Origin of the sequence: Amphibacillus jilinensis Y1, from assembly GCF_000306965.1 — a bacterium.
Taxonomy (GTDB): domain Bacteria; phylum Bacillota; class Bacilli; order Bacillales; family Amphibacillaceae; genus Amphibacillus_C; species Amphibacillus_C jilinensis.
Genome location: NZ_JH976436.1, coordinates 40,057 through 59,311, shown reverse-complemented (window position 1 = coordinate 59,311; position 19,255 = coordinate 40,057). Strand labels below are relative to the sequence as shown.

The following is a 19,255-nucleotide window of genomic DNA, read 5'->3' as shown; positions in this document are numbered from 1 at the left end:
GAAATAAGGAGGGGCTATCATGGCTAAAAACGCACCTGAAGTAGGCGAATATAAATATGGTTTTCATGATAAAGATGTATCGATTTTTCGAACGGAACGAGGATTAACGAAAAAAGTAGTTGAAGAAATATCTAAAATGAAAGAAGAGCCACAATGGATGTTAGACTATCGCTTAAAAGCACTTGAACACTTTTATAGCAAACCGATGCCACAATGGGGTGGTGATTTATCTGAGCTAGACTTTGATGAAATCACTTATTATGTTAAACCATCAGAACGTTCAGAGCGCTCTTGGGATGAAGTGCCAGATGAAATTAAACAAACGTTTGATAAGCTTGGTATTCCTGAAGCAGAGCAAAAGTATTTGGCCGGTGTATCGGCACAGTATGAATCTGAAGTTGTTTATCATAATTTGAAAGAAGACTTAGAGGAGTTAGGTATTGTCTTTAAAGATACCGATACCGCTTTACAAGAAAATGAAGAACTGTTTAAAGAATATTTTGGTAAAGTCATTCCTTACACTGATAATAAATTTTCTGCATTAAATTCTGCGGTTTGGTCAGGTGGATCATTTATTTATGTACCTAAGGGTGTGAAAACAGATACACCGCTACAAGCATATTTCCGAATTAACTCAGAAAATATGGGGCAATTTGAACGAACACTTATTATTGTTGATGAAGGTGCATCTGTCCATTATGTTGAAGGTTGTACAGCACCGGTCTATACCACGAACTCACTTCATAGTGCTGTCGTTGAAATCTTCGTTAAAAAAGATGCTTACTGTCGATACACGACTATTCAAAACTGGGCCAATAATGTTTATAACCTCGTAACTAAACGTGCTACTTGTGATGCCAACGCAACGATGGAATGGATCGATGGAAATATTGGTTCAAAATTAACGATGAAATACCCAGCTGTTTTATTGAAAGGTGAAGGCGCTCGTGGTATGACACTCTCTATTGCACTTGCTGGCAAGGGCCAACATCAAGATGCAGGGGCAAAGATGATGCACCTTGCACCGAATACATCATCAACGATTGTATCTAAGTCCATTGCTAAACAGGGTGGTAAAGTGTCATATCGAGGAATTGTTCATTTTGGACGTAAGGCAGAAGGTGCGCGTTCTAATATTGAATGTGATACGTTAATTATGGATAATAAATCGGCTTCAGATACGATTCCGTATAATGAGATTCTTAACGAGAATATTTCGTTAGAACACGAGGCTAAAGTTTCTAAAGTATCAGAAGAGCAATTATTCTATCTGATGAGTCGTGGAATTTCAGAAGAAGAAGCGACTGAAATGATTGTAATGGGCTTTATCGAACCCTTTACAAAAGAATTACCAATGGAATACGCAGTTGAGATGAATCGATTAATCAGCTTTGAAATGGAAGGTTCTATCGGTTAACGTACAGAAACATATATATTAAAAGTTGATCGCACCATGTCGTGCCAACTTTAAATTGTCTTAAGTAGGAGGCGAACTTTATCAGTTCGTCTTCTTTTATTGTTTCAATCACAGCAAGATAATTATCTGATGTAGTCCTGCTTCAAGCAGAATCGCATTTGGCTTTTTATTTATCACAGATACCCATCTCTGTAAAACGCCTGTCTCAGACCAGAGGTCATCTGTTTAGGCGATAACGGATGCTTATCTCCTGATTCACTCAGCTACCAATCTGTTGAAGAACAACGGAAACCGCCACTGATTTGAAGGTTTGTTTTTTTCTGGATAAATATATTGTGAAAGTTGTTATTATTTGAGATAATGATTACGAGACAAGAATATTTTTCCAACAAGAAAGGATAGAGGTAATGAAAAAATTATTTAACATGACAATAGTATTAATGGTAGTATTTATTTTTAGTGCCTGTAGCAATGATACAAATGCAAGCACAAATACAAATAAAAACCCAAATACTATAGTAGATTCAGAGTTGACTGATAGAGAAGAAGCAATACTATCGACTGTATCGAACCAATCATTTGTATTCGATTTCAATATTGAAGATGAATATAATGAAGTATCTTTGTGGATTGAAAAATATGAATTTGGAGAATTAATTGATGAACAAATAGGACATTTTACAACTGAAGTTGTGAAAAATGGTTCTATCATTTTTACAAGCGTTGAATCAGAAGCCATCCAAATGTTTAATATAGGCGTTTATAGTAATGGAGGGACAACCTCAATAATAACCTCTGATATCGTTTCAACTAAAGGTGTCGAAGATCGCTCAACCGTTTGGGAAAATAACAGTGAAGAAATCGATGTTGAGGACGAGGAGATCGTTTTAGCCAGTATAGGGTTTTCATGGGATGAAGATTCAATGGTTTCATTTTCATCGGAATTTTATAGCGATAATGAACGTCGTATCGAAGAATTAGAGAACTATGGGGTTGTTTATCTACTTAAAAGTAAATTTACAAAATAAGAAAACGTATCACATTCTAAATCAAAGGTTCAATTAGTACTAGAGAAGCCCATGTCACCTTAATAAAGGGGATATGGGCGTTTTTTGGTAAGTCCAACACTCATTTGTCTGCTATAAATCTATTGGCTTATACAGACTGATCAATACCGTTAATTAATTGACCATTATTATCTACCATACCCAATTGATATGCCTTTGCCAAAAGTTGATTAACTTGACCACTTTTGGAATAGTGTTGGTTATGTTGAACATAGTCCAATGCTGTTTGACTCATCGATCTTACATTAGCTTTTTCAATCACTTCATTGTTTTCTAATATCTCTTTAAAGTTTGCATAGGACAAGTCCGATCGGTAATCTGTCCAATTGTTCACGCCACCTGTTTTCTGATAAGACTGTTGAAGTGGTTTAACCATGTTCAAAAAAATATATGCGCGTTTTGCTGGGTTGTTAAATGATTCTTGCACGTTCATATGAACACTCCTCGCTTATTATTAATGTGGATCAAATGGCTTGTTGAGGTGCTAGCTGAATGACTAAATAAACTTTGGATACTCATAACCAAATTAGGATTTCATAAGCTAATTTTATCCAATTTGAAAGAAAAGTCAATACAATCATAAGTAAATGGTAATTTTATTTAATGCGAGTTTAATAATAAAGTTTAACATAATAATAACATTGACTTTAATAAAATTAATGTTATGATTAATTTTATTAAAATGTCAATTGATTTTAAGGAGTGATTCATGGTGGAGGATCAACCAAATTGGTTAAATTATTTAGAACATGAAGACTTCAATTTTATTAAAAAGTTTATTCTAACTTCGGGGTCATTAAAGGAGATGGCAAAACTCTATAGTGTCTCTTACCCTACTGTTCGACTTAGACTAGATAAACTCATTCAAAAAATACATTTAGCCGAAGGTGAGGAGAAGGATTCGTATATTAATTTGATTCAAAATTTAGCTTTAGATGAGAAGTTAGATGTTAATGTGGCTAAGACACTAATAAAGGCTTATAAAAAACAAAGAGAGGAATGAAATTTTATGTTTTTACCTATTAATGCATTAATTTTATTGTTATTAATAATGGGGGCTATTTTTCTGCAATGGTTTTTATCAAAAAGTACAAATAAATATTTGGGGCTTATTTTACCACTACTTAGTTTAATTTTATCACTACTGATTATTATTAACCTAATTGAGCTAGGTATGCTTGAAATAATCATGACATTTATTTTAGCTAATATACCCACTGTTATTTTATTTTGTATTTATCTATTAGGACAAAGTAAGGTGAAACGAAATCATCAATTAAACAAAACCATAATTAAAGATTTAGAATGATAAGATAGTAACATCTTTCCCGTCTTTATTAACACTGTGTAATGTGAATTTTTAGAAACACGTTCAGATGATTATAAATTGATAAGGTGTGTTTCAAATGGATTCGTCAGGGGTATAATGACACTATTTAATATAAGAAGGGGGAAACGAGATGGATAAGGTAGCTGTCTTAATGAATAAGAATGCGGGCAAAGGCCAATTAGCAGACAGTCAGCAGGCTATTGCCAAGGTATTAGAAAGTCGCTTTGCTGAAGTCGTTTTCTATGATATGGCACAATTTTCTGATCGGACAAAAGCTATCTTGCAAATCTTAAAGCAATTTGATTTAGTCATTATCGCTGGTGGGGATGGTACGGTACATGAAGTGGTCAATATTGTTGCGCCATTGCCCCATCGACCGACATTAGCGATTATCCCTGCTGGAACAGCAAATGATTTTTCTCGACAAATTAACATGCCACAAGATCCAATTGAAGCGGCGCAAACCATCCTTGCTTTAAAAAAACAATCGGTAGACATTGGAAAAACAGAGCAACGTTATTTTGTTAATTTTTGGGGTATCGGCCTCATCACTCAAGCTTCACAATCAATCGACGCCAGATCTAAGCAAAATATCGGTAAACTTGCTTACTACTTGCAAGCGATTCAATCTGTTGGTCAAGTCACACCTTTCAAATTAACGCTACAAACACAAGATAAAGTGATAGAAGATCAAGCTGTTATGGTGATTATAGGTAATGGCAGCTATACAGGTGGAGTAAGGGCATTATTACCAAAGGCTAATATTAGTGATGGGCTATTTGAAGTACTTGTTATAAAAGAAGCTTCGATTCAAACGGTATTATCTATCTTACAATCAAGGAAAGCAAGCGTTGATCATCAAGAGTTAGAGGGCGTGATTGCCCTTCAAACCCATTGTTTATCGATTTCAACTGAGCCTAGTCAAACGATTGATTGTGATGGTGAATCGGATGGTCAAACACCAACGGAGATCGTTGTATTGCCAAAGCATATAGAAATGATCGTTGGTGAATAACGATAAATAAGTGAGAAGAAGCTGATTAATCGATCTGATCAGCTTCTTTCTTGTAAGGAAAATGAAGCTTTTAGTACAAAAAAGCAAAAGTTGAGTTATTCTAACTGCCAATGCATATAAGAAACCTTTAATCAGGACATTAGTGACCTATATAAATTTAACACTTGAGGTAGGTGTTTTCCGAATGCTTATCTGTGATAAAAGGCATTATTACACAGATGATAAAATAGCATCTAATAACAGATTGATATTTTTTTTGAGTTTTTAATGTTAAAATTAAAAAAGCTTAAGCTTGCCGGAAAGGTGGAGTGGAATTCAAGATGAAGCAAGAACACATACATTTTTATTATACAAGTGATTTACATAGCCATTTTGAAAATTGGCCTAAGATCGTAACCTATCTTAATCAGCAAACCACTCATCATCAGCGTAAGGGAGAAACTTATTTTTTATTGGATAATGGCGATCATTTAGATCGTGTTCATCCAGCCACAGAAGCTTTAAGAGGTATAGGGAATATTGAATTATTAAATCGTGCCAATTATGATGTTGTCACAATAGGGAATAATGAAGGGATTACACTGGACCGATCAGAGCTTATTGAATTATATCAACAAGCTAATTTTGAAGTCGTTTGTGCTAATTTAACGAGTGCAAACAGCCTTGATCCAGATTGGTTAAAACCTTATAAATTGTTAACAACAGCCTCACAGGTGGAGGTAGGTATCATTGGTTTAACAGCGCCTTTCACACCATTTTATCAACCATTGGGTTGGCAAATATCAGATCCACTCCAATCCCTTGAACGTTATTTAAAGGAATTAAAGGAACAAGCTGATGTCATTGTCCTGTTATCTCATTTAGGTATTGATCAAGATCAAGAAATAGCCAATCGTTTTCAGGATATTGATGTGATTATTGGGGGACATACACATCATTTGTTTAAAAAAGAACAGTGGGTGGGAGATACGATCTTAACAGCAGCAGGTAAGTTTGGAAATTATGTCGGAGCGATTCAATTAACGTGGGATCATGGTGAAAAAAGGTTGATTGACAAACAGGCAAAGGCGGTACCCGTATCATCATACGTTGAAGACCAACCGACAATGAAGCAGTTAAATCATCACCAGCAGACAGCCAATCAACTTTTAAGTCGCACAGTCGCTCAGTTACCACAGCCATTAGAGGTGAATTGGTTTAAGGAAACGTTACTTATTAAACAATTAACACGGACTTTGCAAGATTGGGGAGAAGCTGATCTCGCGATGCTAAATGCGGGGATTTTAATTGATGGTTTAAAACGTGGGCAGGTTACTGACTTCGATATTCACCGAATCTGTCCACACCCGATTAACCCTTGTATCGTGAGTTTAACCGGGCAAGCATTAGTAGAAGTGATAAGAGCAGGGTTAACAGAGGATTATACCAATCTCCAAGTAAAAGGCTTTGGTTTTCGTGGAGAAATTATGGGTTGTCTTGTTTATTCCAATCTGATTTTAAAGACTAAAGAAGATGAACAGGGTTCTTCACACTTGGTTAGTGTTGAAATTGACGGTGAGACGATTCAGTTAGACAAAGAATATAGATTGGCTACAGCTGACATGTTTACTTTTGGCCATTTGTCGCCACAAATTTCACGAGCCAATAAAAAAACGTTTTTAATGCCAGAATTTATTCGCGATCTTTTAAGACCAACCATTCAACAATTAGCAAAAATGTTGTAAATGTAGAATGTTGTCGGAATATTTGCTAGTATTAGAATGGATAATGATGAATGTTACAGATAGGAGTTCAACATGAAACTAGTAGCGGCAAGAGCCTTAACAATTGGTGCCGAATTAGCAAAGCCAATTTATAGTAGTAAGGGTCAAATTTTAATTCAGAAGGACGTTGTCTTAACAGAAACATTTATTCAGCGTTTATTAGATTTAGGGGTGACCTATGTCTACATTAGGGATGAGTTATCAGATGATATTGTCGTACATTCACCGATTTCTGAGCAATTAAGAATCAAGTCGATCAATTCGATGAAATCAGCTTTTCAGACTTATAAAACGAAGACACTTAAGAAAGAACCTGTGCTATTAGAACGCACAAATGAAGAAATTGCGTCCGTTGTTGATATGATGATTACTGAAATCGATCAAGATGATCAAGTGGTATCGTTAATGTCAGATATTTTTGTTAGTGATAATTATTTATTCAATCATTCAGTCAATGTTACAATCTATGCAATAGTATTAGCAAAAGCGTTAAAACGTTCGAATAAGGAAATAAGAGAACTTGGTTTAGGTGCGATGTTACATGATATTGGTAAGGTGTTTTTACCGAATGAGCTGTTGAAGAAAAAAGGCAAACTAACGGATAAAGAATTTGAAATGATCAAAACACATCCAGAATTAGGTTTTGAATTTCTGCGCTCCTTTTCGACATTGCCATTAATGGCCGCGCACTGTGCCTATCAACATCATGAGCGATTAGATGGATCTGGTTATCCTCGTGGGATTAAAGGCTCTGAGATTCATTTATATGGTAAGATATTAGCTATTGTAGATGTTTTTGATGCAGTAACAAGTGATCGGGTTTATCGTGAAGCTATGTTGCCACAAGAGGGATTAGAAATATTATATGCTGGAAGTGGCACGTTATTTGATGCCCATATGGTAAAATTATTTAGAGAAAGTGTTGCTGTATATCCTAATGGTGTAACCGTTGAATTAAGTGACAAGCGAACAGGACTTGTCGTTAAACAAAATAAAAAACTTTACAACCGACCTGTCGTGAGAGTGATAAGTGAAAATGATCAACAAATTAACCCTTATGAGCTTGATCTGGCCAAGCACTTAGATGTAACGATTACGGCCTATAAATTATAAGGATTTTATAAGACTAACTCTCCTAACAAAAGCATAGATTTATGTTGGGAGGGATTTTTTGTGTGGCGAACGAAACAGCGTGGAAGCGTCTCCGGGAAGAAAATAGTTGCATTAACAACCCTTTTCTTTATTATAACGACATTTTCAAGTGTTATATATATAAACAATGGTATCAAACCGGTTTTGTTAGATATTGCGGAAACGCGCAATATGCAATATGCAAATATGGCTATGGGAATTGCTGTTAGTAAAAAGTTAAATGAGGATCTTGAATTAGATGAACTTATCCAATTTCAATATGATCAAGAAGGGCGAGTCGTCAGCTATCAAATAAATACGGCTTTAGAAAATCGAATTCAGCGAAATATTCAATATCGTGTTGAAAATTTTTTGCATCTTCTTGAACGAGGTGTTATTCCTGATGAATCTGATCTGTTAGAGCTAGAATTAAGTGAAACGGAGCTTGATCGTGTCAAACAACAATCGAACTTGATAGAGATTCCTTTAGGGCAAGTGCTTGGATTGCCTTTATTAGCTAATTTAGGTCCTAAAATCCCAGTCAATTTAGAAGTCATTGGATATGTAAATACAGAAGTAGAAACGCTGATTACAGGGATGAAAATCAATAGTATTCATATTGAACCAGTTGTTAATATCGAAGTAGAGATCCGAACAATTATCCCTTTTGGATCAAAAACAGCGAAAATTGAACAATCCATTCCTGTTGGAAGTGGCGGCTATAGTGGGGATGTGCCACTTTACTATAATATGTCACCACAAGATGGAGATATGCCTTTATCGATTCCGTTAGAACCCTTGCAATAAGAAAAGAAACTTGGTACACTATTTGAGGAAAATTGAATAAAGACCTTATCAGATCGATGAGATAGAGGTGCAATTTGAAATGAGTAATCTATTTGAGTCACCAACAATGATAATAGATGAAAGGTTCAAATTGCCGAAGTGAATAAAAGGTAGGTACCCTTTTACTTGCTGGTATATAGTTGAATAAATTATATACTGTCATGTCTTAAACGTGGTGAGCTGTTGATCGACCGGAGGATAACATGATGATTATTTATGTGAACAAGTATAAATAACAGTAATAGGTTATGTTCTTTCTATTACTGTTATTTTTTTGTTGTTTAATAATTATCACAGATAACGGATGCTAATGTCCTGATTCACTCGGGCCAACAAGATGTTGGTCACACAAGCGTTTTCGCAGGACGCGAAGGATGAGTAACATCACGGACTAAAACCGCCAAATCATTAAGAAGGATTACAGGCTAAGGCCGCCACGTCTTGTGGCAACGTCTGCATGACCTACGTCCTGTAGCCCTTCCGCTCGCTGATTGAAGTTTCGTTTATGTTAAAATTGGATTCGTTTAATTTTCACTGTTTAAAAAGCATAGTCATTGAAAGTGTTCTAACAAATGATGTCAGAGAAAAGAATTTCAATTAGCCGATCTAATCGAGAATAAGATAAGTCATTATTCAAATTGTTGATTATAATGATTAGGAGGATTTCAAGATGGAAGGGACAATTTTCTCATTAATACCAGCGGTTCTTATGCTGATATTAGTGGTGTCCACACGTAAGATTTTTTTGTCTTTAGGTGTTGGCATCATCACAGGTGCTTTATTGATTAGTCGCTTTAATATAATTGAAGCCATTATCGATATAATTATTATTTTTCGTAATATTTTCTATAGTCCAGAAGATGGCTTGAATATGGGGAACTTTTACTTATTGGGCTTTTTATTGCTACTAGGTATATTAACAGCTATTATGGCTGCTTCTGGAGGGAGTCAAGCTTTCGGTCATTGGGCAAGTAACCGTGTAACAACAAGACGTGGTTCTCAGCTTGTCCCAGCATGTTTAGGTGTATTGATCTTTGTGGATGACTACTTTAATGCCCTCTCAGTTGGGCAAGTTTCACGTCCTGTCACCGATCGACAACGTGTATCCAGAGCAAAACTAGCTTATATTATTGATTCTACTTCTGCCCCGATTACTGTAATATCACCAATTTCTAGTTGGGGGGCCTATATTATTGGAACGATGGGTGGCATTTTTGCTGCCAATGAAATTATTGATTATCAGCCTTTAGAAGCATTTATCCGGATGATTCCATTAAATATGTACGCATTTGCTTCTATGCTAATGGTGTTTATTGTCGCATGGTTTAACTTGAATATAGGATCGATGAAAACACATGAGGATCGAGCTATTCAGAAAAACCAACTCGTTGACCCAGACAACGGGAGTATTGCAGGCGATTTAAAGCAAGTGGTCGAGCCACATAAAGATGGTCAAGTATTTCACTTAATTGTGCCTATTATCACGCTTATTATTGCTACGGTACTTATCATGTTATGGACAGGCTATAAAGCTACAGAAGGAACTATCACTGTTTTTACTCTATTTGCTAATACAAATGTAAATATTTCATTGTTTTTTGGTGGACTTATTGCTGTTGTACTGTCATTTATTTTATATCATCAACAATCTTCCCCGAAGCACTCAAACCGATTTGTTATTATTAAAGGTATGGGCTCGATGATGCCGGCCATCTATATATTAATCCTTGCTTGGATGATTGGTGATGTCATTGATGTGCTTGATACAGGCGGCTATTTAGCAAGCTTAGTTAATGATTTTGCTTTTAATATTCATTATTTACCATTAATATTGTTTGTCATCGCTGGGTTTATGGCATTAGCGACTGGAACTTCGTGGGGAACATTCGGCATTATGTTACCTATTGCTGCACAGGTTGCAGTAGAGATAGGACCAGATTTAGTCTTACCTGCAATGGCGGCAGTGCTAGCGGGATCTGTATTTGGAGATCACTGTTCACCTATTTCTGATACCTCGATTTTATCATCAACTGGTGCAGGTTCTCATCATATTGATCATGTATTAACACAATTGCCTTATGCTTTTATTAGTGCAATTGCATCAATTATAGGCTATTTCGTTTTTGCTTGGACTGAGATGGCAGTGCTCGCTTTACTAACAACCTTAATGATTGTAGTGCTAATATCAATAATAATTAGCTTCATCACACATAAGCGTCCGTAAGACACACACCCACCTCAAAATAGATCAAAGTTAAAACTATTTAGGTGGGTGCTAACGGCCACTAATGTCCTGATGCACTCAACTAACAATCAGTGGGTGGGGCAGAAGATACGTAGACTAAGACCGCCACGTCCTTAAAAAGGATTACAGACTAAGGCCGCCACATCCTATAGGCCTCCGCTCACTGATTGAAGGTTCGTTTTATCGGAAAAGCGGCTACTAATGAAGGAGTATCCGTTTTTCCTTTAAAAATTAAGCATAAAAGAGTATGCTTAATTCTAACTTATCATCTAATAATCATTATAAAAAAAACTTTGACATAAATGCTGACAATCGTTATAATCATTAAATGTCAGAAAAAAATAAATATTTATTACGATAGGTTAGGAATTCTTTATTAATTTGTTTTTATCGAGTTTATTATAGTCAGAATTTTCTTGCTTTATCGTTCAGAAGGGGAGTTTAGTTATGGAAAACCGTTCACAATGGGGAACACGTCTTGGCTTCTTGCTTGCTGCTATGGGTTCTGCTATTGGTTTAGGAAACATATGGCGTTTCCCGGCTACAGCATATGAAAATGGAGGAGGCGCGTTCTTTATTCCATATTTGTTTGCATTACTTACTGCTGGGATTCCAATGTTAATTATGGAATATACGATTGGACATAAATATCGCAGTTCAGCACCACGTGCGTTCAAACGGATAAGTAGTGGTATGGAATGGATAGGTTGGTGGCAAGTAGCGATTTCGTTTGTCATTTCAACTTATTATCCAATCATTGTCGCATGGGCAATCATGCACACTTATTATTCATTTAATCTAGCTTGGGGAACAAATGTATCTGATTTCTTTTTACATGACTTTTTACAAGTGACTGAAGCTGGTGTGTTTGGTTCAATGGTTCCCAATGTACTGTTCCCATTATTAATGGTTTGGTTGATTGTATTTGTTATTCTATTTAGAGGCGTAAAGAAAGGTATAGAATTAGCCAATAAAATATTTATTCCTTTACTGATTGTAAGCTTTTTATTAATCGTTGTTCGTGCTCTAACATTACCGGGAGCGCTAAATGGATTGGATACATTCTTTGCCCCAGATTGGTCAACGATTACGAATGGATCGGTATGGGTTGCTGCTTATGGACAAATCTTTTTCAGTTTATCGATAGCTTTTGCTATTATGATTACTTTTTCATCTTATTTGCCAAAGAAATCTGATATTACAAACAATGCCTTTATTACGGGTTTTGCCAATTCGTCATTTGAATTATTAGCGGGAATTGGTGTGTTTGCTGCTTTAGGATTTATAGCTAATCAAACGGGACAACCTGTTGCTGAAGTTGTTGAGAGTGGTGTTGGGTTAGCATTTATGGTGTTTCCAGAGATTATTAGTCAAATGCCAGCCTCAGAATTTTTCGGTGTATTATTCTTTGGTTCACTTGTGTTAGCTGGTTTATCTTCGATGGTGTCTATATCAGAAACATATATAGCCGGCTTGCAAGAGAAATTCAATATCTCACGAAAAAAAGCAGTGGCAATTGGTGCTGGTGCATCGGCATTACTTTCATTATTCTATGCTAATCAAGGTGGACTTAACCTGTTGGATACGGTGGATTACTTTATTAACAATTATGGCGTAGCGCTCGTTGGCTTATTTGAAATTGTTGCAATTGCTTGGTTTGCCAGAGAAATTAATCAATTACAGCAACATGCAAATAGCGTATCAGATATTAGAGTGGGCCAATGGTGGAAATTTTCATTACGCGTCATTACACCTGTTGTATTAGGTTACATGATGTTAGAAAACTTAAGAACAGATATGACTGCTGCTTACGCCGGTTATCCAGTTGATTTTTTGTTTAACTTTGGTTGGATGGTTGCCATTTGTGCAATGGCTTTCGGTGCATTTATGGCGATGAAGAGATGGCCAAAAGAAAACGATCAGTAGAAAAGGAGAGGTACTTATGTCAATATCTGCTGTAATTATGATGATTATAGGTATAACAATAATTTGGGGCGGTCTTGCATTGAGCATATCACATGCGGTAAAGTCGTCAAAACAATAGATGTAAAACAATGACCGCTGGAGCTGTTAGCTTAGCGGTCATTGTTTTATCACAGTAAAGCACCCGCCATAAGATCGAGCATGGGGCTCATCTATTTAGGCGGGAGCTGCTAATGTTCAGATTCCCGAAACGCTAACTGATTAAAGTTCGTTTCATGGTTAGTGTGATGTATTTTATGTTTGTTCAACTTTTAAATGTGGACACCTTCAACTGTCATTAAATTAATTTTCCCATTTTCTTAAGGAAGGGTAAGGATCAAATGCCCACTCATTTTCACCATTGTCTTTGTACATACCATAATGTAAATGAGGTGGAAATTTACCTGATGTGCCAGGTGGACCATAACCCGAAGAGCCCACGTAACCAATAACATCACCGGGTTCAACGACATCACCAACTTTTCGGTCATTTTCAAACCCATTTAAGTGTGCAAAATAATGATAAACGTTGTTAAGGTCCCGGATCCCTAGTCGCCATCCACCGTAGCGATTCCAACCCATAATTTCAATTGTACCGTAAGTAGTTGCTCTAACAGGCGTACCGTAATCAGCAAAAATGTCTGTTCCTTCATGAATTCTTCTACCACCGAAACCTCTCGCATCGCCCCATGTACTTCGGTAACTGTAGTTGAAATGTTCAGGCACTGGAAAAGCACGATCCGTTAGTTCAATGGTTTGATAAGCTTCGTAAATTTTTGCATTTTGAACAATCGTCTTTACAGCAAGTGGTCTTTGATAGTGCTTCCAAAGTGCAAGGTGAATATCATTTTTAGATAGCCCATACGATAAAATATAATCTGCCATCGTATATAATTGGTCCTCAGGGTTGTCAATATCAGCTTCTCCATCCCCATTTCCGTCTTTTCCCATTCCATTGTGAACGGTAATACTAGTTACGGACGGATCATGATTTAGATTTGATACACCATACCAATCAGTTTCTGGAAAAGTTATCGCAATTAATCCTTTTCCATCATGAATTTGCCTTTCATATTGATCAATAGCAGCTAAATAATACCAAGGAATAAGGGTAAGACTTTCTGTTTTCTTATATAGTGTCAGTCGATCTACTGACTTATACTCTTCATCAGCGGTTAAATGAGGGATAGGCAACAGACTTGATATAAGAAGTATGGTAATGAGATATTTTCTCATAGCTTTCTCCTCCTCATTGGCTTAATAAGTTTAATATGCACTTAATTGATAAAAAAATGAATACAAATATTCACCAGTGATGTTTTCTTTAACAATACAACTGGTCGAGTGATAAATAATTATGCTAAAATAATTATAGACTTTTAAAATGACAAGTAGAAGGAGTAAAAATGATGGTAGAAGTGGAAGGACAAACATATCAAGTTGTTGAGAATTTCAAAGATGGTTTTCAGGAAAAGGCATTTACTGAACGATTTAGCGATATTTTAACCAAATATGATTTTATTGTTGGAGACTGGGGTTATGAACAATTAAGACTAAAAGGTTTTTTTGATGATCAAAATACAAAAGCAAGCTTTGATACGAAAGCAAGTACAATAGATGATTATTTATACGAATACTGTAATTTTGGCTGTGCCTATTTTATTGTCAAACGTATGGGATGATCTAATAAAAACGCTAAGCAATGTTCTTTGCTTAGCGCTTTTATTAACTGACTTTATCGACAACTACCGTCACCGTATAAAAGGAAGTGTTTTCCCTTAAACAGATGTTTTACTTGTGTTATGAATTATGCTATTAGTAATAATTGGATGATCAGTCTAATTCCTCATCGTTCGCTTCGCTATGTGCCAGCCGACTTGATGCTGAAGCTGCAATAGCACCAACAATATCGTCAAGAAATGTATGGCACATGCCTGTCGATTTATCATTTAATTTTTTTAAAATGCCAGGTTTTTGCTTGTCTATGTATCCGTAATTGGTAAATCCGATTGATCCGTAAACATTAACAATCGATAAAGCGATAATTTCGTCAACACCATATAAACTTTCGTCTGTTTCAATCGTTTCTTGCAATGGCGATGCTAGCTTTTTTTGTTCAGCTAAAACGTCAAGCTGAATGCCAGTAATAACTGCATTTTGAACTTCACGTTTTCCTAAGACTTTATCAACATTTTTAATACAGACGTCCATCTCTAAGGTTTCGTGGTAAGGTGACTGTAGATAATATACGAGTTCACCGATGTCCTCAAGTGTCACTCCACGATCCTTAAGCCATTGACGCGCTTTCTTTTCTAACTCTGTTTTTGGTTTTTGTTCTGACATATGATCCCATCCATTCTAATAAGAAATTATACTTAAATAATATACCCGTCCAGATCATGAATAAAACGGAAAAGATGAATAATTATATAATATGATGAATTAAATGATAAATCAAATGACGACATGTTTTTTTCTGAAATTTAAGTAAATTTAAGCTTGAATCTCTTTTAAGCAACAGGTATAATGTCCTCTATAGATAAACATATGTTCACTTACAGAATACAGGGGGAGGCTTTTTGAATGGATAAGATTAGAGTAGGTCTATGCGGATTAGGTACAGTAGGAACTGGTGTTGTTAAGGTTCTCGAGAGCCATCAAGCTCGAATTCGACACAAACTTGGTTGTGATGTTGAAATTGTAAAAATACTTGTGAATGACGTGAATAAACCAAGAGATGTGATTATTGATACCAATTGGTTAACAGATAGCCCTGATGAACTTGTTAATAATGAAGATATTGACGTTATTGTTGAGGTCATGGGAGGTATTGAAGATACAAATAGCTTGCTTGAGCAGGCTTTAAGGCAAGGAAAGCATATTGTGACTGCTAACAAAGATTTAATGGCAGTATACGGTCAAAAGCTGCTACGACTAGCTAAAGAAAATCATTGTGATATTCTATATGACGCTAGTATTGCTGGAGGAATCCCAATTGTTCGCACATTAGTCGATGGATTGGCCTCAGACCATATTGAGAAAGTAATGGGTATTGTGAATGGGACAACAAATTATATTATGACTAAAATGACCGACGAGGGTCTTGATTTTGATCAGGTATTAAAAGAGGCACAAGAACTAGGATTTGCCGAAGCTGATCCAAGCTCAGATGTTGATGGACTGGATGCAGCAAGGAAGATGGCTCTGTTAGCAAATCTCGCTTTTAAAATGGAGTTAACCCTTGAAGATGTTGATGTTAAAGGAATTCGTCAAGTGACACAAGATGATATCAATTTTGCTAAGAGCTTAGGATATACGATTAAGTTAATTGGTATTGCTTCAATGCATGAAGATAAAGCAGAAGTCACCGTTGAACCGATTTTATTACCTAAAGATCATCCATTGGCGTTGGTTAAAAATGAGTTTAATGCTGTTTATGTCCATGGTGAGGCAGTTGGTGAAACTATGTTTTATGGTCCTGGCGCGGGAAGTTTGCCAACAGCAACAGCAGTTGTCTCGGACTTGATGGAGGTCGTTCGAAATATAAGATTGGGTATTAGCGGTAATGCTTACATCGATCCACAATTTGAACGTCAATTAAAAGCTGACCATGAGCGATTTTCACGTCATTTCATCCGGTTAGATGTTGAAGATCAAGCAGGTGCTTTTCAGGAGATTACTAATATATTCTCCGATCAGCATGTCAGCTTTGCTAAAATTCTTCAGTTACCCGGAGAAAAAGAAGGACGCGCTGAAATTGTGATGATTACCCATAAAATAAGTCAAGAGCAATTATTGAAAAGTTTACAGGCATTAGAGAATTTAAACGTAGTGGAACGGTTAATTAGTCACTACCGAGTGGATGGGGAGGAATAAGATATGGCTTGGCAAGGATTATTAAAAGAATACAAAGAACTTTTACCGATTAATGACAAGACGCCACTGATCAGTTTACATGAAGGAAATACGCCGTTAATTAAATTAGAAACGCTCTCTGAAAAATATGGTGTGGAAGCTTACGCCAAAGTTGAGGGAATTAATCCAACGGGTTCTTTTAAAGATCGTGGGATGGTGATGGCAATGGCTAAAGCCATCGAGGAAGGGTCTAAAACGGTTATTTGTGCTTCAACAGGTAATACCTCAGCTTCAGCTGCTGCTTTTGCGGCTAGAGCGGGTTTGCGCGCTATTATCGTTATTCCCGAAGGTAAAATTGCTCAAGGGAAATTGGCACAAGCTGTCATGTATGGTGCAGAGATTTATTCGATCAAAGGTAATTTTGATGATGCTTTGCGTATTGTCCGTAAATTGGGTGAGGAAGATGATATCACGTTGGTGAACTCTGTAAATCCATACAGAATAGAAGGACAAAAAACAGCAGCATTTGAAGTTTGTGACGTATTAGGGAAAGCCCCTGATTATTTATTTATACCAGTTGGTAATGCCGGTAATATTACTGCATACTGGAAAGGTTTTAAAGAATATCATGAAAAGAAAGCAACTGGTTTGCCTAAGATGATGGGCTATGAAGCAAGCGGAGCAGCAGCGATTGTTCATGATCGTGTATTTGAAAATCCTGAAACAGTTGGAACCGCTATACGAATCGGTAACCCAGCGAGTTGGAAGCAAGCTGTTGCTGCTCGTGATGAATCACAAGGAACGATTGATGAGATTACTGATCAACAAATGATTTCCGCTTATCAGTGGATGGCAGCAAATGAAGGGATATTCGCAGAACCTGCATCTAATGCCTCTGTAGCTGGACTATTTAAAGCATTGGAACAAGGGAAAGTACAAGCAGGTGCCAAAGTGGTTTGTGTCTTGACCGGAAATGGATTAAAGGATCCGAATACCGCTATAGAGTATAGCGAAATTAAACCAACAGTACTTGATAATGATGAAGAACAAGTGATAAAGGAAATCTTAGGTCGGGTCCCATCATGAGTTGGACAATAAAAGTCCCTGCAACGACAGCAAATTTAGGGGCTGGTTTTGATTCTATTGGTATGGCTGTAAACCTATTTTTAACCTTAACTATTCGTAATGCAACCGACTGGTGTTTTATTTCTAAATCACAACACTTAGCTGAGCTCCCGAGTGATGAGACTAATTTCATCTGTCAAATTGCACAGAAAACGGCCAAGCGATTTAGTGATAAGGAACTGCCTGCATGTCATATAGAGTTAAATAGTGATATTCCATTAGCAAGAGGTTTAGGGAGTAGCGCAACCGCGATCGCTGCTGGGATTGAGTTGGCTAATCAATTGCTGGATTTGAGCTTAACTGATGAAGAGAAAGTGTTATTTGCTACTGAAATAGAAGGGCATCCTGATAATGTAGCCCCTGCAATCTTAGGTGGCTGCGTTATTGGTTATTATGACCAGACTTTAGATACAGTCCGTATTCCTATTCATCATTTAGACCTTTTAACACTGATTCCGCCATTTGAATTAAAAACATCGGACGCTCGAGCCGTCCTACCCAATACGTTTTCGTATCATGATAGTATTAAAGCAAGTAGTATTGCTAATGTAAGTGTTGCAGCTATTTGCCAAGGCGACTGGGAGTTGCTTGGTCGGTTAATGAAAAAAGATTTATTCCATCAACCGTACCGAAAGAAGCTAATTCCCCATTATAATAAAATAGAAATGCTTTTAGCGGAACATGCTTATGGTGTCTATTTAAGTGGAGCAGGCCCCACTATGATTGCATTGACAACAGAAGAAAAGATCGCTGCAAAAGTAGCGACATGGAAAGAAACGATACAAGATATAGAGTGGAAAATATTAAAACCCGTTAATAAAGGAATAGAAGTCATATTATAGAATATACGCCTCACATTTAGGTGCAGCGCCCTTAGTTAGCTATATATACTGAGGAGGGCATCTCTTTTATGTGAGGTTTTTAATTTTTTTCTCCCCATTATACTTAAAAAATGGCTCTATACTGAATGTGGTGGTGTCCTCTATCGTGATGGGATTGTAGCGTGCAAAAAAATACACTCCTTCGCCCTCTCTTTGTTACCCTAAAGTTGTCGAGACAATAGAAAAAGAGAGGGGATATGAGTGCAACGTCATTTTATCATAGAATTATTGGGGATTAAAGACAAGCATGTAGACGTATGGGATGTAACCGAAGAATCTAGGAGCTTGATTGTGGAACTCTATACAAAGCAAAAACAACAAAAATGTCCTTTCTGTAAGGAGAAAACAAACCGAGTGCATAGTTATAGAAGACAGGAGATTCAAGGTCCAGTCCTTTCTAATAAAGATGTGAAGATATCATTAAAAAAGCGAAGATATTTGTGTACTAATTGTAGTCGTCCTTTTTATGAACGATTACAAATGGTGGATGTGGAGAATAATGAAATTATAGACATTTTACCTGATCGAAAGGTAAAGACCATTGAGAAATACTTACGTTCGTGTGATACAAGTAAGGCTGTTTTGGTATCAAAAATTTTCAACGTTTGAGAAATAACA

General features: G+C 36.5%; 19 protein-coding genes and 1 riboswitch. Of the genes, 16 read left to right on the top strand and 3 right to left on the bottom strand.

Annotated features, from left to right (window positions below):
- Positions 1-19 precede the first annotated feature (19 nt).
- Complete coding sequence (sufB, locus tag B494_RS0110560) at positions 20-1,417, top strand: Fe-S cluster assembly protein SufB (RefSeq protein WP_017472367.1); 1,398 nt, start codon at positions 20-22, stop codon at positions 1,415-1,417.
- A gap of 407 nt (positions 1,418-1,824) precedes the next feature.
- Positions 1,825-2,445 (top strand): hypothetical protein, encoded by a 621-nt coding sequence (locus B494_RS0110555; protein WP_017472366.1) that lies wholly within the window; start codon positions 1,825-1,827, stop codon positions 2,443-2,445.
- Between the two features lie 127 nt (positions 2,446-2,572).
- On the opposite strand, the gene B494_RS0110550 is transcribed toward B494_RS0110555, so the two are convergent.
- Positions 2,573-2,917 (bottom strand): hypothetical protein, encoded by a 345-nt coding sequence (locus tag B494_RS0110550; RefSeq protein WP_017472365.1) that lies wholly within the window; start codon positions 2,915-2,917, stop codon positions 2,573-2,575.
- A 276-nt stretch (positions 2,918-3,193) separates the two neighbouring features.
- Here B494_RS0110550 and B494_RS0110545 point away from each other — a divergent pair, with 276 nt between their 5' ends.
- From B494_RS0110545 to B494_RS20555, 9 genes are all read left to right on the top strand, one after another.
- Entirely contained in the window at positions 3,194-3,487 is a 294-nt protein-coding gene (locus B494_RS0110545) for a DUF2089 family protein (protein ID WP_017472364.1), read from the top strand.
- A gap of 6 nt (positions 3,488-3,493) precedes the next feature.
- The gene (locus tag B494_RS0110540) at positions 3,494-3,793 is read left to right on the top strand and encodes a hypothetical protein (RefSeq protein WP_017472363.1); all 300 of its coding nucleotides are present in this window, start codon (positions 3,494-3,496) and stop codon (positions 3,791-3,793) included.
- A gap of 151 nt (positions 3,794-3,944) precedes the next feature.
- The gene (locus B494_RS0110535; protein WP_017472362.1) at positions 3,945-4,829 is read left to right on the top strand and encodes a diacylglycerol/lipid kinase family protein; all 885 of its coding nucleotides are present in this window, start codon (positions 3,945-3,947) and stop codon (positions 4,827-4,829) included.
- A gap of 320 nt (positions 4,830-5,149) precedes the next feature.
- Positions 5,150-6,553: a bifunctional metallophosphatase/5'-nucleotidase gene (locus tag B494_RS0110530; RefSeq protein WP_017472361.1), complete on the top strand. Its 1,404-nt coding sequence runs from the start codon at positions 5,150-5,152 to the stop codon at positions 6,551-6,553.
- Between the two features lie 72 nt (positions 6,554-6,625).
- Positions 6,626-7,705, top strand: a complete 1,080-nt coding sequence (locus B494_RS0110525; protein WP_017472360.1) for an HD-GYP domain-containing protein — start codon at positions 6,626-6,628, stop codon at positions 7,703-7,705.
- A gap of 60 nt (positions 7,706-7,765) precedes the next feature.
- Positions 7,766-8,530: a sporulation protein YunB gene (gene yunB / locus B494_RS0110520; RefSeq protein ID WP_017472359.1), complete on the top strand. Its 765-nt coding sequence runs from the start codon at positions 7,766-7,768 to the stop codon at positions 8,528-8,530.
- A 54-nt stretch (positions 8,531-8,584) separates the two neighbouring features.
- A riboswitch (Lysine riboswitch) is annotated at positions 8,585-8,760 on the top strand.
- Positions 8,761-9,239: 479 nt separating this feature from the next.
- Entirely contained in the window at positions 9,240-10,793 is a 1,554-nt protein-coding gene (locus B494_RS0110515; RefSeq protein ID WP_017472358.1) for a Na+/H+ antiporter NhaC family protein, read from the top strand.
- Between the two features lie 468 nt (positions 10,794-11,261).
- A complete protein-coding gene (locus B494_RS0110510) occupies positions 11,262-12,740 on the top strand; it encodes a sodium-dependent transporter (protein WP_017472357.1) in 1,479 nt (492 codons plus the stop codon).
- Positions 12,741-12,756: 16 nt separating this feature from the next.
- Positions 12,757-12,858, top strand: a complete 102-nt coding sequence (locus tag B494_RS20555; protein WP_017472356.1) for a methionine/alanine import family NSS transporter small subunit — start codon at positions 12,757-12,759, stop codon at positions 12,856-12,858.
- 221 nt (positions 12,859-13,079) lie between these two features.
- Here the strand turns inward: B494_RS20555 and B494_RS0110500 are convergent, their stop codons facing one another.
- Positions 13,080-14,012 carry a M23 family metallopeptidase gene (locus B494_RS0110500; protein ID WP_017472355.1) on the bottom strand — a complete coding sequence of 311 codons (933 nt, stop codon included), beginning with the start codon at positions 14,010-14,012 and terminating at the stop codon, positions 13,080-13,082.
- A 173-nt stretch (positions 14,013-14,185) separates the two neighbouring features.
- On the opposite strand from B494_RS0110500, the gene B494_RS0110495 reads away from it, so the two are divergent.
- Entirely contained in the window at positions 14,186-14,458 is a 273-nt protein-coding gene (locus B494_RS0110495; RefSeq protein WP_017472354.1) for a YutD family protein, read from the top strand.
- 151 nt (positions 14,459-14,609) lie between these two features.
- Here the strand turns inward: B494_RS0110495 and B494_RS0110490 are convergent, their stop codons facing one another.
- Positions 14,610-15,119: a phosphatidylglycerophosphatase A family protein gene (locus B494_RS0110490; RefSeq protein WP_017472353.1), complete on the bottom strand. Its 510-nt coding sequence runs from the start codon at positions 15,117-15,119 to the stop codon at positions 14,610-14,612.
- A 240-nt stretch (positions 15,120-15,359) separates the two neighbouring features.
- Here B494_RS0110490 and B494_RS0110485 point away from each other — a divergent pair, with 240 nt between their 5' ends.
- The 4 genes from B494_RS0110485 to B494_RS0110470 all read left to right on the top strand — a co-directional run bounded on the left by B494_RS0110485 (position 15,360) and on the right by B494_RS0110470 (position 19,246).
- Positions 15,360-16,652: a homoserine dehydrogenase gene (locus B494_RS0110485; RefSeq protein WP_017472352.1), complete on the top strand. Its 1,293-nt coding sequence runs from the start codon at positions 15,360-15,362 to the stop codon at positions 16,650-16,652.
- 3 nt (positions 16,653-16,655) lie between these two features.
- A complete protein-coding gene (gene thrC / locus B494_RS0110480; protein WP_017472351.1) occupies positions 16,656-17,717 on the top strand; it encodes a threonine synthase in 1,062 nt (353 codons plus the stop codon).
- Positions 17,714-18,598: a homoserine kinase gene (gene thrB, locus B494_RS0110475; RefSeq protein WP_017472350.1), complete on the top strand. Its 885-nt coding sequence runs from the start codon at positions 17,714-17,716 to the stop codon at positions 18,596-18,598. Before thrC ends, thrB begins: the two co-directional genes overlap by 4 nt.
- A gap of 240 nt (positions 18,599-18,838) precedes the next feature.
- Positions 18,839-19,246, top strand: a complete 408-nt coding sequence (locus tag B494_RS0110470; protein ID WP_017472349.1) for a transposase family protein — start codon at positions 18,839-18,841, stop codon at positions 19,244-19,246.
- The last annotated feature ends 9 nt before the right edge of the window (positions 19,247-19,255 follow it).